Origin of the sequence: Halomonas sp. H33-56, from assembly GCF_040147035.1 — a bacterium.
Taxonomy (GTDB): domain Bacteria; phylum Pseudomonadota; class Gammaproteobacteria; order Pseudomonadales; family Halomonadaceae; genus Halomonas; species Halomonas litopenaei.
On record NZ_JAMSHP010000001.1, the window covers coordinates 4187257 to 4201768 of the forward strand.

The 14512-nt window shown below is 65.3% G+C and carries 14 protein-coding genes; 7 read left to right on the forward strand and 7 right to left on the reverse strand.

What is annotated here, in order from left to right:
• Positions 1-27 precede the first annotated feature (27 nt).
• The 6 genes from NFH98_RS17845 to cuyA form a co-directional block, all read right to left on the reverse strand.
• The gene (locus tag NFH98_RS17845) at positions 28-1308 is read right to left on the reverse strand and encodes a TRAP transporter large permease (protein WP_222517096.1); all 1281 of its coding nucleotides are present in this window, start codon (positions 1306-1308) and stop codon (positions 28-30) included.
• 3 nt (positions 1309-1311) lie between these two features.
• On the reverse strand, positions 1312-1869 hold the full coding sequence (locus tag NFH98_RS17850; protein ID WP_108133479.1) for a TRAP transporter small permease: 558 nt from the start codon (positions 1867-1869) through the stop codon (positions 1312-1314).
• 86 nt (positions 1870-1955) lie between these two features.
• Positions 1956-2939 (reverse strand): TRAP transporter substrate-binding protein, encoded by a 984-nt coding sequence (locus tag NFH98_RS17855; RefSeq protein WP_052704426.1) that lies wholly within the window; start codon positions 2937-2939, stop codon positions 1956-1958.
• Between the two features lie 44 nt (positions 2940-2983).
• Complete coding sequence (locus NFH98_RS17860) at positions 2984-4216, reverse strand: DegT/DnrJ/EryC1/StrS family aminotransferase (protein ID WP_349623008.1); 1233 nt, start codon at positions 4214-4216, stop codon at positions 2984-2986.
• A 22-nt stretch (positions 4217-4238) separates the two neighbouring features.
• Positions 4239-5555 (reverse strand): histidinol dehydrogenase, encoded by a 1317-nt coding sequence (hisD, locus tag NFH98_RS17865; protein WP_348814922.1) that lies wholly within the window; start codon positions 5553-5555, stop codon positions 4239-4241.
• Between the two features lie 69 nt (positions 5556-5624).
• A complete protein-coding gene (gene cuyA, locus NFH98_RS17870; RefSeq protein WP_349623009.1) occupies positions 5625-6668 on the reverse strand; it encodes a D-cysteate sulfo-lyase in 1044 nt (347 codons plus the stop codon).
• Positions 6669-6857: 189 nt separating this feature from the next.
• Between cuyA and NFH98_RS17875 the strand changes: the two genes are divergently transcribed.
• Positions 6858-7760: a LysR family transcriptional regulator gene (locus NFH98_RS17875; RefSeq protein ID WP_108133476.1), complete on the forward strand. Its 903-nt coding sequence runs from the start codon at positions 6858-6860 to the stop codon at positions 7758-7760.
• A 37-nt stretch (positions 7761-7797) separates the two neighbouring features.
• Here the strand turns inward: NFH98_RS17875 and NFH98_RS17880 are convergent, their stop codons facing one another.
• Positions 7798-8544, reverse strand: a complete 747-nt coding sequence (locus NFH98_RS17880) for a UTRA domain-containing protein (protein WP_231498696.1) — start codon at positions 8542-8544, stop codon at positions 7798-7800.
• A gap of 317 nt (positions 8545-8861) precedes the next feature.
• Between NFH98_RS17880 and NFH98_RS17885 the strand changes: the two genes are divergently transcribed.
• The 6 genes from NFH98_RS17885 to NFH98_RS17910 all read left to right on the forward strand — a co-directional run bounded on the left by NFH98_RS17885 (position 8862) and on the right by NFH98_RS17910 (position 14487).
• Positions 8862-9938 (forward strand): ABC transporter substrate-binding protein, encoded by a 1077-nt coding sequence (locus NFH98_RS17885; RefSeq protein ID WP_349623010.1) that lies wholly within the window; start codon positions 8862-8864, stop codon positions 9936-9938.
• A gap of 132 nt (positions 9939-10070) precedes the next feature.
• Positions 10071-10940, forward strand: coding sequence for an alkaline phosphatase family protein (locus NFH98_RS17890; RefSeq protein WP_108133475.1), 870 nt, complete (start codon positions 10071-10073; stop codon positions 10938-10940).
• A complete protein-coding gene (locus NFH98_RS17895) occupies positions 10937-11770 on the forward strand; it encodes an ABC transporter permease (protein ID WP_349623011.1) in 834 nt (277 codons plus the stop codon). Before NFH98_RS17890 ends, NFH98_RS17895 begins: the two co-directional genes overlap by 4 nt.
• Positions 11757-12605, forward strand: a complete 849-nt coding sequence (locus tag NFH98_RS17900) for an ABC transporter permease (protein WP_108133473.1) — start codon at positions 11757-11759, stop codon at positions 12603-12605. Before NFH98_RS17895 ends, NFH98_RS17900 begins: the two co-directional genes overlap by 14 nt.
• Positions 12602-13750, forward strand: a complete 1149-nt coding sequence (locus tag NFH98_RS17905; RefSeq protein ID WP_349623012.1) for an ABC transporter ATP-binding protein — start codon at positions 12602-12604, stop codon at positions 13748-13750. Before NFH98_RS17900 ends, NFH98_RS17905 begins: the two co-directional genes overlap by 4 nt.
• Entirely contained in the window at positions 13747-14487 is a 741-nt protein-coding gene (locus tag NFH98_RS17910) for an HAD family hydrolase (protein WP_349623013.1), read from the forward strand. Before NFH98_RS17905 ends, NFH98_RS17910 begins: the two co-directional genes overlap by 4 nt.
• Positions 14488-14512 lie beyond the last annotated feature (25 nt).

The window sequence follows — 14512 nt, forward strand, 5'->3', positions numbered from 1 at the left end:
GGGTCCTTTGACGAGTGATGACCGGTATCAGAAGCCGAGAAGGTTGGGCAACCACAGGCTGAGCTGCGGGAAGAAGGCCAGCAGCAAGGCGATGACCACCATGGAACCCACCAGCGGCAAGGCGCGCACCGAAATCTTCTCGATGGAGACATTGGCGATCGACGAGCTGATGAACATGTTCTCGCCCAGCGGCGGCGTCGAGAAACCGATGCCCAGGCTGACCACCAGCACGATGCCGAAGTGCACGGGATCGACGCCGAGCTCCACCATCACCGGCAACAGCACCGGCGTGACGATCATGATGGTTGCCAGGATCTCGATGAACATGCCGACGATCAGGAGAAAGCCGATCACCAGAATCCACACCAGCCACAGGCTGTTGGTGATATCCAGGATGCCCTGGGCGATCATCGCCGGAATGTGATTCTCGACCAGGATGCGGCCGAAGGCGGTGGCGGTGAACATGATGATCAACACACGCCCGGTCAGCCAGGTGGTGCTCTGGAAGGCCTCGTTGAGCCCGCGCAGCGACGACTCCTTGTGGATGAAGACACCGACGAACAGGGCGTAGAAGATCGAGACCACGGCCGCCTCGGTGGGCGTGAACATGCCCGAATAGATGCCGCCCAGGATCACCACCGGCGCCATCAGCGACCAGAAACCATCCTTGAGCACCGCGACCACCCGCTTGCGATCGTAGGAAGTTCCCTCGGTCTGGTAGCCGTTGCGCTTGGCGGTGATGTAGTTGGCCACCATCAGGCCCGCCCCCAGCATCACGCCGGGGATGACGCCGGCCATGAACAGTGCAGAAATCGACTCGTTGGCGGTGACGCCATAGATCACCAGCGGCATGCTGGGCGGAATGACCACCCCGAGACCACCAGCGGTGGCGGTGATCGCCGCCGGGTAGCTTCTGCCGTAGCCGCGCTCGATCATCGCCGGTATCACCAGCATCCCCACCGCTGCGGTAGTAGCAGGTCCCGAGCCCGAGATCGCGCCAAAGAACATGCAGGCCATCACCGCAGCGGCGCCTAGCCCACCAGCGGCGGGACCGGCCAGCTCCTCGGCGATCAGGATCAGGCGTCTGGCGATACCGGCATCCCCCATCAGTGCGCCAGCCAGGATGAACGACGGCAAGGCCATCAGCGGAAACGAGTTGATGGCCGAAAAGGCCAGCTCGATCAGCGAACTGAGATCGTCGCCGTTGAGCACATAGACGGCCATCGAGGCCACACCGAGAGAGACGACGATAGGGGTGCCGAAGAACAACAGCCCGGCAAACATGGAAAACAGTACGGTTGCGGCCATGGCTTAGCCCTCCGCCTTGGACGACGTCTTGCCGTCGCTGTAGTGGCTCGTTTCCTCGGTGATCCTGGACACTTCCTGAGCGTCCACGTCACCTGGCTCGATGCCCTTGAACAGCTTCAGGTACTGCACCTGCAGCACGCGAAAGGCCATCAAGGTAAAGGCGATGGGGAAGACGAAGTAAACGTAGGCCAGCGACCAGCCCAGGGCCGGCGAGTCATAGGGGAATTCCAGCAACAGCCCGATCAGATCCAGGCTCTTGTAGGCCAGCACCAGACAGAAGGCGACCCAGATCAGATCCACCAGCAACAAGAGGGTATTGGCCACCTTGCGTGGCATCAGCTTGATATGGGTCTGCAGACGGTTATGCGCGCTCAAGTGGGCGGCGTGGGCGGCGCCCAGAAAGACGAACCAGACGAAGGCGTAGCGCGCGAGCTCTTCGATCCAGGCCATGCCGATGCCCAGGGTGACGCGCATCACCACCTGAACGAACAGCAGAATGACAAAGAGCCCGAGCAGAAAGCGGCAGGCGTAGTCTTCGATATAGTTGAGTTTGGCCAGCATGGAGGCCTCCTTCCCGACGGGAATGCAGCAGCGATGACAACAAGACCCGGGCGGCGGTCAGCGACCGCCGCCCGCGGCGACAACGATCAGTGACCGAGCGCCGCCTGCATTTCCTCGAAGGCTTCCTGGCCACCGATGTCCTCGTAGAACTGCGGCCACACCTCTTCCTGGGCGATGCGGATCCATTCATCCTCATCTTCCAGGGTGGCCACCTCGACCCCTTCGGCTTCCATGGCAGCGCGCGCCTCGGAGGCCTTGGTCAGCTGGAACTGCAGCGCGTACAGCTGCGCCTCCAGGCCGGCGCGATCGATGATCGCTCGCTCCTCGTCGGACAGACGCTCGTAGCTGCGCACCCCCATCACGATGGGCTGCAGCGAGTACTGGGCGTGAAGTTCGGTGAGGTGGTCCTGCACCTCGTGAAACTTCATGGTGCTGTTGACGATGTAGGGGTTGTCCTGGCCATCGATCACGCCCTGCTGCAGGCCGGTGAAGACCTCCGGCCAGGACATGCTGATGGGGCTGGCGCCCCAGGCCTCGTAGCTGGCCAGCATGATCTCGTTCTGCGGCACGCGAACCTTGAGTCCCTCGACGTCGGCGAGGGTCGTCACCGGCCGCTGGGAGTTGGTCAGGTGACGGAAGTTGGAGTACAGCCAGCTGACGATGTGCACACCGGCCTCTTCCTCGGCGATGGTGTTCCACCGATCGGCCAGGGGGCCGGTGGTGGCCTTGACCGCATCGGCGTGGCTACGCAGGGCATAGGGCATGGTCAAGGCGCCCAGACGCGCTGCGTAGGGCGTCAGGTTGCCGACACCGACCAGCGCAAAGTCCAGCTTGCCGATGCGGGTGTCCTGGATCATGCCGGTCTCGGAACCGAGCTGGCCGCCGGGGAACAACTCGACCTGCATCTCGCCGTCGGACAGCGATTCGACCAACTCCTCGAAGCGCTGGGCCAGGGCCCCCTGGTCGGAGTCCATGGGATCGCCCATGCCGACCTTGAAGGTCTTGGCCTCTGCGGCGGTGGCAGTGGCTGCCATGACGATGGCGGCGGTAAGTAGAGTCTTCTTGAACATTATTGTCACTCCGGATGTCTTGTTATTGCGTCGTCAGACGTGGCTCAGCGAGAGCCGAGCGCCTTGTCGGGTGTTGCCTCGGGGGGCTGCACCGCCTCATCCATGGCGGCGCTCATCATCGCGACGATGTCGTCGCAGTCTGCTTGATCGAAGGTCAGCGGCAGGCGCAGGTCACACAGGGTGGCGAGTACTCTGTCGGCGATCGGCAGCGCACGTGTGCCGGCCAGATAACCCCAGCTGTCGTAGCGGCTGGTGTAGTCCTCCGGCAAGGGTTTGCCATACCACTTCAACGGAATGCCGCGGGCCTCGCAGCCCTCGACAAAGCGCGCAATGGTGTCGGCGCCCAGCGCCGGCAGGCGGAACTGGATGGAGCTGCCGACGAAGTCCTCCCTGGCGGGCCGGTCAATCAGGCACACCTCGGCGATATCTCCAAGACGCTGCTCCATGCGCCGATACAGCGAATTCCAGCGCGTCTTGCGGTGCTCCATCTCGGCCAGCTGAGGACGCAGGATGGCCGCCCGCAGATTGTCCATGCGGCCACTCATGTTGGGTGTCATCAGACGCGTCTCGGCGAAGCTTTCGGGCGCGGGTGCGGCCAGGTGCCGATCGAACAGCATGTAGGAGCCGGACAGGATCACCGCACGCCGCATGACCTCGGCATCGGCTGTGGCCAGAAGTCCGCCCTCTCCGGAATTGATGTGCTTGTAGGTCTGGGTGCTGAAGCAGCCTGCCTTGCCGAAGGTGCCGCTGGGTCGGCCATCGTAGGCCGCCCCCATGGTGTGGGCACAGTCTTCGATCAGCACGATGCCGTGGGACTCGCACACCGCGACGATGGCGTTCATGTCGCCGATATGGCCGCGCATGTGCGACAGCACAAAGAAGCCGGCACCGCTCTCGCGAGCGGCGCGATCCAGGTCGCCGGGATCGACGGTGGTATCGTCCAGGATGTCCACCAGTACCGCCTCGCCCCCTGCCGCGACGATACTGCCGGGCACCGGCGACAGGGTGAAGGCGTTGCACAGCACCTTGTCGCCGGCCTCGAGTCCGCAGGCGCGCAGCGCCAGCTGCAACGCATAACCGCCGGAGGCGCAGGCCAGTGCGTAGTCGACACCCAGGCTCGCGGCGAACTCGGACTCCAGCAGGGCGGTCTCACCGGCCTCGCCTTCGGCCAGGTTGTAGCGATGCAGGCGACCGCTCTGGAGCACGGCCACCGCCGAGGCGATGGCGTCGTCAGAGATGGCTTCCTGCTGGGTGAAGGATTTGGCAAAACGACGCATGGCAGGCTCCTTCGCTTGCGACTCAGTAACGAGCCTGACGGTGAACAGGGAAATCCCACTCCTGCTCGGGGAAGTACTTGGCCAGGCGCCAGTCACAGGCCCGGGCGTGGCCTTCCATGCCCTCGGTGCGGGAAATCCGGGATCCCACCGCGCTGAAGGTCAGATTGGCCTCGACGCTCAACTGCTGGGTGGTCAGCACCTTCATGAACTTGTGGACATTGAGTCCACCGGAGTAACGCCCGGCGCGCTTGGTCGGCAGGATATGGTTGGTACCGGAGCACTTGTCACCGTGGGTGACGGTGCTGCCCTCCCCCAGAAACAGCGAGCCATAGTTGCTCAAATGCTGCTTCCACCAGTCCAGATCCTCGCACAGCACCTGCAGATGCTCGCAGGCGTACTGATCGCTGATCGCGACGATCTCCTCGCGGCTGTCGCCCACGATGACCTCACCGAAGTCGCGCCAGGCAGCGTGAACGATATCCGCGTTGGGCATGTCGTCAGCGACTTTCGGCAGAATCTCCATCACTTCGCGGGCGATCGCTTCGCTGGTGCTGAACAGCCACACCGGTGAATTCGGGCCGTGCTCGGCCTGGGACACCAGGTCGACGGCGATGGTCATCGGGTCGGCGGATTCGTCGGCGATGATCGCCGACTCGGTGGGGCCGGCAAACACATCGATACCCACTTCACCGAACAGCAGGCGCTTGGCTTCGGCCACGTAGGCGTTGCCGGGACCGACCAGGATGTCGGCCTCGCGGCCACCGAACAGACCGAAGGCCATGCTGGCCATGGCGTGGACGCCGCCCATCTCGAGGATCATGTCGGCGCCGGCCACATGCATGGCGTAGGCCACCGCCGGGTTGATGCTGTCGCCCCGGGGCGGCGAACAGGCCACCACGTGTTCGACACCGGCGGCCTTGGCGGTGGCCACGCTCATCAGCGCCGAGGCGGCGTGAGCGTAGCGGCCGCCCGGCACATAGCAGCCGGCGCTGTGTACCGGCAGCACACGCTGACCGAGCAGCACGCCCTCTTCGGTCTCGATCTCGAAGGAGGTCAGGCTGTCACGCTGGGCCTCGGCAAAACGGCGGATCTGGCGGTGGGCGAAGTCGATGTCGTCCTTGACCGACTGGGGCACGCTGTCGATCAACTGACGCCGCTTGTCGTCGCTCAACACAAAGTCGCCGGTCCAGCCGTCAAACTTCTCGGCGTATTCGCGCACGGCCGCCTCGCCGCGGGCACGAATATCCTCGAGCATGCCACGCACCGCTTCCGTCACGCGCTGGTCTTCGGCGGCAACGCCAGCGGCGGCCTCCGCCGTCTTGAGATGACGAATGGTCATTGTTGTCTCCGAATAACGTCGTCGAGGGCGCCCGAACTCAGCGGGCGCCTGCCCTGAAGCGCCCTGGGCCTAGCCCTTGTAGTCGGGGAAACCGAAGGTATCGGGATAGCCGAACAGCGCAACGGCGCCGCCGGTGTGCAGGAAGACGACGTTCTCGTCCTGCTTGAAGTGGCCCTGGCGGATCAGGTCGATCAGCCCTGCCATGCCCTTGCCGGAGTACACCGGGTCCAGAAGGATGCCTTCGTGACGGGCCAGCAGGGTGACCGCCTCGATCATGCTGTCGGTGGGCACACCGTAGCCCTCACCCACGTAGTCGCAGTTGGCGACCACCTGGTCGCGGCTGACGACGCCGGACAGGCCGAGCTTGGCTTCGGTCTTCTGGGCCAGGGCAAAGACGTTGGCTTCCTGCTTGTCCTTCGGCGCGCGAACGCCGATGCCGAGCACCGGGATGCCGGCGTTGCAGGCGCTGAGGCCAGTGACCAGGCCCGCCTGGGTACCGGCGCTGCCGGTGGCGTGGACCAGATGATCGATGCGCAGCCCCATGTCGTTGGCCTGGGCCAGCAGTTCCAGGGCGGCATTGACGTAGCCCAGGGCACCGATCTCGTTGGAGCCACCGCCAGGGATGATGTAGGGCTTCTTGCCTTCACTCTTCAGACGATCGGCCAGGCCTTCCATCTCGGCGGCCATGTCGGCACCGCCCGGGCGCTTCTCGACGCTGGCGCCGTGGAGCTGATCGAGGAAGACGTTGCCGTTGTAGTTGTAGTTGGAGTCCTCGCTGCCGGTACGGTCTTCCAGCAGAATGTGGCACTCGAGCCCCAGCTTGCAGGCGGCGGCCACGGTCTGGCGGGCGTGGTTGGACTGGGTGGCGCCCTGGGTAATGATGGTGTCGGCGCCCTGTTCCAGGGCGTCGGCCATCAGGAATTCCAGCTTGCGGGTCTTGTTGCCCCCGGTGGACAGGCCGGTGCAGTCGTCGCGTTTGATCCACAGCCGCGGACCGCCGAGCAGCTTGCTCAGGTTGTCCATGGGCTCCAGCGGAGTGGGCATATGGCCGAGACGGACACGGGGAAAACGGGACAGGTGCATACGGGCCTCCAGGCGAGTCATTGTTGGCATTGGCGTGCTCTCTTGACGACCTACGTCGAAAGACACAGCAGGCCTGAAGGCCTGCCCTCGAGCGATCGCTTCCAAGTTAAGCCTCGCCTGGAACATGAGACCAATGCCAAGTTGCTCGCCAGCTGTTAAATTTTTGCATAGCCACTGCTTAGCCCCGGCCGCCACCCACTAAGGCAGACCAAAACACCAATGAAGATCGAATGGATAGAGGATTTTCTCGAGCTTATCGAAGCGGGCACCTTTTCCCAGGCGGCCGAACGGCGCCACGTCACCCAGCCGGCATTCTCGCGCCGTATCCGCCAGCTGGAAGAATGGCTGGGGGTGGCGCTGATCGATCGCAGCGCCTCGCGCCTGGAGTTGACCGCCCACGCGCGGGCGTACGAGCCCCAATTACGAGAGTGGCTGGCACGCCTTTACGCCATGCGCAGTCGTCTCAGAAGCGATGCCCGCCAGGGGCCCAGGGCCATTCTGACCACCCAGCACACCCTGACCGTCAGCTACCTGCCGCGCCTGTTGCGCCACCTGCGTCATCACGCGCCTGAGGTGGGACTGCAGATCACCTCGTCCGACCGCAGCCAGTGCATCCACGACTTCGAGCAAGGCAAGGCCGACCTGTTGCTGTGTTCGGAGCTGGAGGGCGCCCCCCTGTTCAGCGGCAGCGACAGCGTCGAGCGGCTGTCACTGGGCGTTGAACGGCTGTTGCCGGTGTGCGCATCGGATCATCACGGTGGTCTCATGCACGAACTCGAGGAAGGTCAACGACTGCCCTTGATCGGCTACGATCCGGACAGCTTTCTTGGCCAGGCCCTGGCGACGCCTTACCTGCTCGATGCCCAACGCCACTACGAGATCGAACTGGTCTGCGAGACCGCCTTCACCATCGGCATTCGCCAACTCGCCCTGGCCGGTCTCGGCATCGGCTGGCTACCCCACGGGTTGATCGAGGAAGACCTCGAGAGCGGCAAGCTGATTTCCTTGCAGGAAATCCTCGGCGGCCCCTCTCTGGAAGTGGCCTGCTATCGCCATCGCGACGAAGCGGCAGTGGCAGCCCCCCTGTGGCACCTGCTGGAAGAACGCCCTCCCGCGGTCTAGCACTCCCCTGCAGTTCGAAGCCCCTCGATCTCGCACCTCAAACTCCCTGAGGGGCGGCGGAAAGCGTCAGCTCGATGGCGTCGTGGCGCCAGTACTCATCATCACAGTCGATGGCACGGCCGTTCTGGTCGTGGTTGATGCGGGTGATGCGCTGGGCGGGGCTGCCGCGTACCGCGTTGAGCGCGCTGGCGGCGTCGCTGGAAAGTACACAGGTGCCGAGCTCGTAGCTGACCCGCCCGACCCGGATGCCGTACTCGCGGCGGTAGAGCTCGGTCAGCGATTCCCGCGCCAGATCGAACTCCAGAATGGCGGGAAAGCAGCGCGGCAACAGATGGTGTTCCACGTAGAGCACCCGGCGTTCGTCCACCAGCCGGGCACGACAGATGCGGTAGACGCGCTCGCCTTCGGCGAGTCCCAGCCGGCGGGCGACCGTGACGGGCGCGATCACTTCCTCGGCACTGAGCAACAGGGTGCGGGCGCTGCGCTGCTGGGATCGCACCATCTCGTGAAACGGCAGGCAGGCCAACAGGTCATAGCGTAGCCGTGGCGGCGACACGAACCAGCCGCGCCGATTCTCGCGATACACGCAGCCCTCCGCCTCCAGCTCATTGAGTGCCTCGCGCAGGGTGATGCGGGTGGTCTGGAGGCGCGCCATCATGTCTCGCTCGCTGGGCAGACGGCGATCGCCCCGTGTCGAGGCCAGACTCAGCAAGGGCGCAAGACGCTCGCGCAGGCGATGGGAGGGGGAGGCGTCGTGCGAGGTGTCGTCAGGGACAGTAGGCAAGGCGGACTCTCGAAGCTCTGACCAGGATCGCCGCCGGGCAGTATCCGGCGGCGTCCAGCTTTCTGGTATAGACCAAAGAAGGTTCAACGTAATTTCAGCAGTCTAGTGGCAAGCCGGTGACAACGCGATGACAGTGCTCGAACGAGTCGGGTTTTTCGTCCTTTACCTAGCTCATATGGACTGAGACGAGACTGCCACGCAACTGACACGAGGCTGTCACGCTAGCTCCTTAGGGTGATCGTCAACGGGAACTGATCTAGACCAGAAAGGCGCATCGGTTTCCGTCGACTTCTCGCCCCTGACCCGGAGACCCTCTCGTGATCGTCACTTCTCTGCGTTACCCGACCCTGACCGCCCTGGCCTGCGTTGGCCTGCTGTCCACCGCCGCCCAGGCAAACACCGCCGAGCTTGAGTCACTGATCGAGGCCGCCAAGCAGGAAGGCCGCGTCGACAGCGTCGGCATGCCCGACACCTGGGCCAACTGGAAGGACACCTGGGCCGACCTGGAAAGCGTCTACAGCCTGGCGCACACCGATACCGACATGAGCTCCGCCGAGGAAGTCGCCAAGTTCAAGGCCGAGGGCGAGAACGCCACCGCCGATATCGGCGACGTCGGCTTCGCCTTTGGTCCGATCGCGGTGCAGCAGGGGGTGACTCAGCCCTACAAGCCCACCACCTGGGACGAGATCCCCGACTGGGCCAAGGACGACGATGGCCATTGGATGCTCGGCTACACTGGCACCATTGCGCTGATGATCAACAAGAACCTGGTGGAAGAGGACCAGCGCCCGAGTTCCTTCACCGACCTGCGCGAGGGTGACTACTCGGTATCGGTGGGCGCCGTGGGCCAGGCTTCCCAGGCCAACAATGCGGTACTCGCCGCCGCCTACGCCGCCGGTGGCGACGAGGGCAATCTGGCCCCGGGCCTCGAGCTGTTCGCCGAACTGGCCGAGCAGGGCCGACTGTCGCTGGCCGACGTGTCCATCGCCAACCTGGAGAAGGGCGAAGTGGAAGTGGCCCTGCTGTGGGACTTCAACGCCTTGAACTACCGCGACCAGATCGACCGTGACGCCTTCGAGGTGGTGATCCCCTCGGACGCTTCGGTGACCTCCGGCTATGCCACCATCATCAACACCCACGCCCAGCACCCCAACGCCGCCAAGCTGGCCCGTGAGTACATCCTGTCCGACGAAGGGCAGTTCAACCTGGCCGAGGGCTACGCTCGCCCGATCCGCGCCGAGCACCTGACCCTGCCCGACGACATCGCCGCCAAGCTGCTGCCCAACGAGCAGTACGCCAGCGCCCGTCCGATCCAGGACTTTGCCGCCTGGGAACAGAGCGCCAAGGTGCTGCCGCGCCAGTGGCAGTCCGAGGTGCTGATCCACCAGCAGTGATCAAGCGCTGAGGACAGCGCCGCTACGTCGATCGACCGCTGAAGACAGTGCCCAAGTGGCCTGTCTTCAGCGCATTCCACGTCTTATCGCGACAGCGCCGCGCCCTGTATTGCCGCGCGGCCGGGAGTCATCATGACCAGACCCGTCATACTGGTGGTGCTGGACGGCCTCAATCACGCCGTCGGCCATCACGCCATGGGCCACTTGAGCGCCCTGGTAGAGGCCGGACGCGGCTACACCACCCACCTCGACTGCGAGCTGCCGGCCATGTCTCGGCCGCTCTACGAGTGCCTGCTGACCGGCGATCGCCCGGTGGACTCCGGGGTAGTGCACAACGACATCGTGCGCCGGTCCCATGGCATCAGCCTGTTCGACCTGGCCCGCGGCCAGGGCCTTGCCACCGCTGCGGCGGCCTATCACTGGGTCAGTGAGCTCTACGTCAAGGCGCCCTTCGAGCGCACCCGCGACCGTTTTCTCGACGACCCTGCGGCGGCCATCCAGGCCGGCATCTTCTACTGGCAGGACCACTATCCGGATGATCACCTGTTCAGCGACGCCGAGGCCCTGAGGCAACGCCACGCGCCGGACTTCCTGCTGGTTCACAGCATGAACATCGACGATACCGGCCACCGTCACGGCGGCGACTCGCCCCAGTACAGAAACGCCGCCCGCCACGCCGACATCGCCCTGGCCGACTACCTGCCAGGCTGGCTGGCCGACGGCTGCCAGGTGATGATCACCGCCGACCACGGCATGAACGCCGATCGCTCCCACTCGGGCCTGCTGGAAGAAGAACGCCGGGTGCCGCTGTGGCTGTTCGGCGACGCCTTTGCCGACCCCGCCGGACGGGTCATCCGCCAGACCCACCTGTGCGGCACCCTGGCAAGCGTCCTCGGGCTCTCCCACGACAAGCCCTGGCATCCCGAGTTGCTGGCCGCGTCCAGCAGCGCAGGCGTCGCATCCACCGCGAACGCCACCTGCAACGAGGAGGCCGGCTCGTGAAGGCGCCCCTACCGGCCTGGCTGTGGCTTGTGCCTTTCGCCGTGATATTCACCGCCTTCCAGCTGGCGCCGATGGCCTGGGTCGCGATCAGTGCCTTCAACGTCAACGGCGACTGGGGCCTTGGCCACTTTCAGGAGATCGCCCAGTCGGCGTTCTTCCGCCAGGCGATCTGGAAGAGCCTGACCATCTCGCTGGTGTCCAGCGCCATCGGCCTGGTCATCGCCACCCTGACCTGCCACGCCCTGGTGCGTTCCGGCGGACGCCTGAGGCGAGCGATGATCGCCTTCACCAACATGACCTCCAACTTTGCCGGCGTGCCGCTGGCCTTCGCCTTCATCATCCTGCTGGGGGCCAACGGCGTGCTGACCCTGGCGCTTCAACGACTCGGCATCATCGAGGACGTGCGTCTTTACTCCACCGGCGGGCTGATCGTCATCTACACCTGGTTCCAGATTCCGCTGGGCATCCTGCTGCTGTTCCCGGCCTTCGCCGGCCTCAAGGCCGAATGGCGTGATGCCGCCAGCCTGCTCGGCGCCGGGCGCATCGCCTACTGGCAGCGCATCGGCCTGCCGGTGCTGTGGCCGGCCCTGGCCGGCACCTTCACGGTACTGTTCGCCAACGCCATGGGCGCCTACGCCACCGTCTACGCGCTGGTCAACACCAGCTACAACCTGATGACCATTCGTATTGCCAACCTGGTGGCCGGCGACCTGTTCCTCGAGCCCAATCTGGCAAGCGCCCTGGCGCTGATTCTGGTGATGCTGCTGGTGCTGGTCACCCTGGTCCAGCAGTGGCTGTTGAGAAGGAGTGCACAGCATGGCTCACGCTGAAACCCTGCCGGCTCACAAGAGCCCGACCGCAGCGCCGCTGTCGGCGACCTTCAACCCCTACGCCTGGATCGTCGGCAGCGTCTTCGCGGTGCTGGCCCTGCCGCTGGTGGCGACCCTGGGTTACGCCCTGGCCACCCGCTGGGGCGCGACCCTGGTCCCCGATGGCCTGACCCTGGCCTGGTTCGTGGAGCTATGGACCACCCCGCGCTTTGTGGCGGCCTTCGCCCGGTCGCTGGCTGTCGCCGTGGGTGCCCTGGCGCTGTCGCTGGTGCTGGTGATGCCGGTGGCTTTGCTGGCCCACACCCGCTATCCGTGGCTGGACCGCTGGATGAACACCCTGATCCTGATGCCCTTCGCGGTGCCCCCGGTGGTGTCCTCGGTGGGGCTACTCAAGCTCTACGCTGGCGGCCCGCTGCCGCTGGTGGGCACCCCCTGGATCCTGATTCCCACCTACTTCACCATCGTGCTGCCGTTCATGTACCGCGCCATTGCCAACAGCCTGCGTGCGGTGGACGTGCAAAGCCTGATGGACGCCGCCCAGCTGCTGGGTGCCGGGCCGCTTAAAGCCTTCTTTCTGGTCATCCTGCCCAACCTGCGTGGCGGGGTGCAGATCGCCATCTTCCTGTCGTTTTCGTTCCTGGTCGGCGAATTCGTCTTCGCCAACATGCTGGTGGGCACCCGCTTCGAGACGCTGCAGGTCTACCTCAACAATATGCGCGGCGCCAGCGGCCACTTCACCAGCGCCCTGGTGATCACCCTGTTCGCCTTTACCCTGATCCTGACCTGGCTGGGCAATCGCCAGGCCGAGCACACCATCACGGAGGCCACACGATGATGGCTGCCACTACACCTGCCACCCAGCGCGCCGCCCCGTCCACGGTCCCGTCCACTATCCCGTCCTCGGTCCAGACCACGACCCCGTCCGCGCCAGGCCGCCAGGAAAGCGGCAACGCGGTCTCGCTGAAGGGGCTGGCCAAGCGCTTCGGCGAAACCTCGGTGTTCGCCGACATCGACGCCGATATCGAGCATGGCGAGTTCATCACCCTGCTGGGGCCGTCCGGCTGCGGCAAGTCGACCCTGCTGCGGGCCATCGCTGGGTTGACCTCGCTGGACGCCGGCAGCATCCACATCGGCGGTGACGACATCACCCGCCTGCCGCCCCAGCGGCGCGGGGTCGGCATGGTGTTTCAGCACTATGCGCTGTTTCCCAACCTCAAGGTCGCCGACAACGTCGCCTTCGGCCTGCGCATGCAGAAGGTCCCCGGTGACGAGCGCGCGCGCCGGGTAGACGAGGTGCTGCGCCTGGTCGAGATGCAGGACCAGGCGCACAAGTTTCCCCACCAGCTGTCGGGCGGGCAATGCCAGCGGGTGGCACTGGCACGCTCGCTGGTGGTGGAACCCAAGGTACTGCTGATGGACGAGCCGCTGTCGGCGCTGGACGCCCGCATTCGTCGACATCTGCGCGACCAGATCCGCGAGATTCAGAAGACCCTCGGCCTGACCACCCTGTTCGTGACCCATGACCAGGAAGAGGCCATGTTGATGTCCGACCGGGTGTTCCTGATGCACCAGGGGCGGATCCTGCAAAAGGACACCGCCGAGGTGCTCTACACCCGGCCCCGGGACGAAAACGCCGCCGGCTTCATGGGCCACTACTGTCTGCTCGACGCCGTCGAGGCCGCGCCACTGCTGGGCTTTCGCAGCCAGGCCGGTCGTGTCGCGCTGCGCCCCGAGGCGCTCTATCTCAGCGTGCAGGGCCGCCCTTTGGGTGGCGAGCGGCCGGCGCGGGTGGGACCGGGCGTCAGCGGTCGTGTGCGTCGACATCGCCTGCTCGGTAACATCGTGCGCTACGACATCGACTGCGAAGGCACCAGCCTCGCCGTCGATACCCTCAATCGCTCCGCCCGCAGCCTGCTGCCCGCCGGCTGCGAGGTGACGATCCACGTCGATCTCGACGAGGTTCAGGAGCTGGATGCATGAACGACCTGACGAGCCCTGTCACCATGACCACTGACGCCTGCCACGGCGATGCCGCCAAGGCCCCCGACGCGCCCATGACCCTGGCCCTGTTCGACCTCGATGACACCCTGCTCGACGGCGACATCACCGGACTATGGAGTCAGTGGCTGATCGATCTCGGCTGGATCGAGGACGGCGACGCCTACCGCGCCGCCTTCGCCGAACACATGGCCGCCTACGCCGCCGGAACGCTCGACATGGAAGCCCATCTGGCGCTGTTGCTGACGCCGCTGGCCGGCCGCAGCGAGGCCGACGTCAGGCAACAGGTCGACGCCTTCCTCGAGGCCAAGGTGGTGCCCCGGCTCTTCCCTCAGGGCCACGAACGCCTGGCCTGGCACCGTGACCAAGGCCATCGGGTGGTGATCATCTCGGCCTCGCCGATCCACGTGGTCGGCCCGCTGGCCGAGCGCCTCGGTGCCGATCAGGCGCTGGCCACCGCTCTCGAACTCGACTCCCGCAGGCGCTACACCGGCAAGGCCGAGGGCATCCGCACCTTCCAGGGCGGCAAGCTCGAGGCGCTGCGCGAGTGGCTGGCCGAGCACACCCCGGTGGAGAGCTTCGGCTACTCCGACTCGCGTAACGACCTGCCCCTGCTGGAATTCGTCGACCGTCCCTTCGCCATCAACCCCGACTCGGCGCTTGACGCCACCGCCCGCGAGCGCGGCTGGCCGGTACAGTGGTGGCGGCAGGTCGACTGAGCGTGGAGGCACCGGGCGGAAGAGG

Excerpts from the sequence above, each read along its gene's own strand:
- NFH98_RS17845 (WP_222517096.1), bottom strand. The coding sequence starts at position 1,308 with ATGGCCGCAACCGTACTGTTTTCCATGTTTGCCGGGCTGTTGTTCTTC.
- NFH98_RS17850 (WP_108133479.1), bottom strand. The coding sequence starts at position 1,869 with ATGCTGGCCAAACTCAACTATATCGAAGACTACGCCTGCCGCTTTCTG.
- NFH98_RS17855 (WP_052704426.1), bottom strand. The coding sequence starts at position 2,939 with ATGTTCAAGAAGACTCTACTTACCGCCGCCATCGTCATGGCAGCCACT.
- NFH98_RS17860 (WP_349623008.1), bottom strand. The coding sequence starts at position 4,216 with ATGCGTCGTTTTGCCAAATCCTTCACCCAGCAGGAAGCCATCTCTGAC.
- hisD (WP_348814922.1), bottom strand. The coding sequence starts at position 5,555 with ATGACCATTCGTCATCTCAAGACGGCGGAGGCCGCCGCTGGCGTTGCC.
- cuyA (WP_349623009.1), bottom strand. The coding sequence starts at position 6,668 with ATGCCAACAATGACTCGCCTGGAGGCCCGTATGCACCTGTCCCGTTTT.
- NFH98_RS17875 (WP_108133476.1), top strand. The coding sequence starts at position 6,858 with ATGAAGATCGAATGGATAGAGGATTTTCTCGAGCTTATCGAAGCGGGC.
- NFH98_RS17890 (WP_108133475.1), top strand. The coding sequence starts at position 10,071 with ATGACCAGACCCGTCATACTGGTGGTGCTGGACGGCCTCAATCACGCC.
- NFH98_RS17900 (WP_108133473.1), top strand. The coding sequence starts at position 11,757 with ATGGCTCACGCTGAAACCCTGCCGGCTCACAAGAGCCCGACCGCAGCG.
- NFH98_RS17905 (WP_349623012.1), top strand. The coding sequence starts at position 12,602 with ATGATGGCTGCCACTACACCTGCCACCCAGCGCGCCGCCCCGTCCACG.
- NFH98_RS17910 (WP_349623013.1), top strand. The coding sequence starts at position 13,747 with ATGAACGACCTGACGAGCCCTGTCACCATGACCACTGACGCCTGCCAC.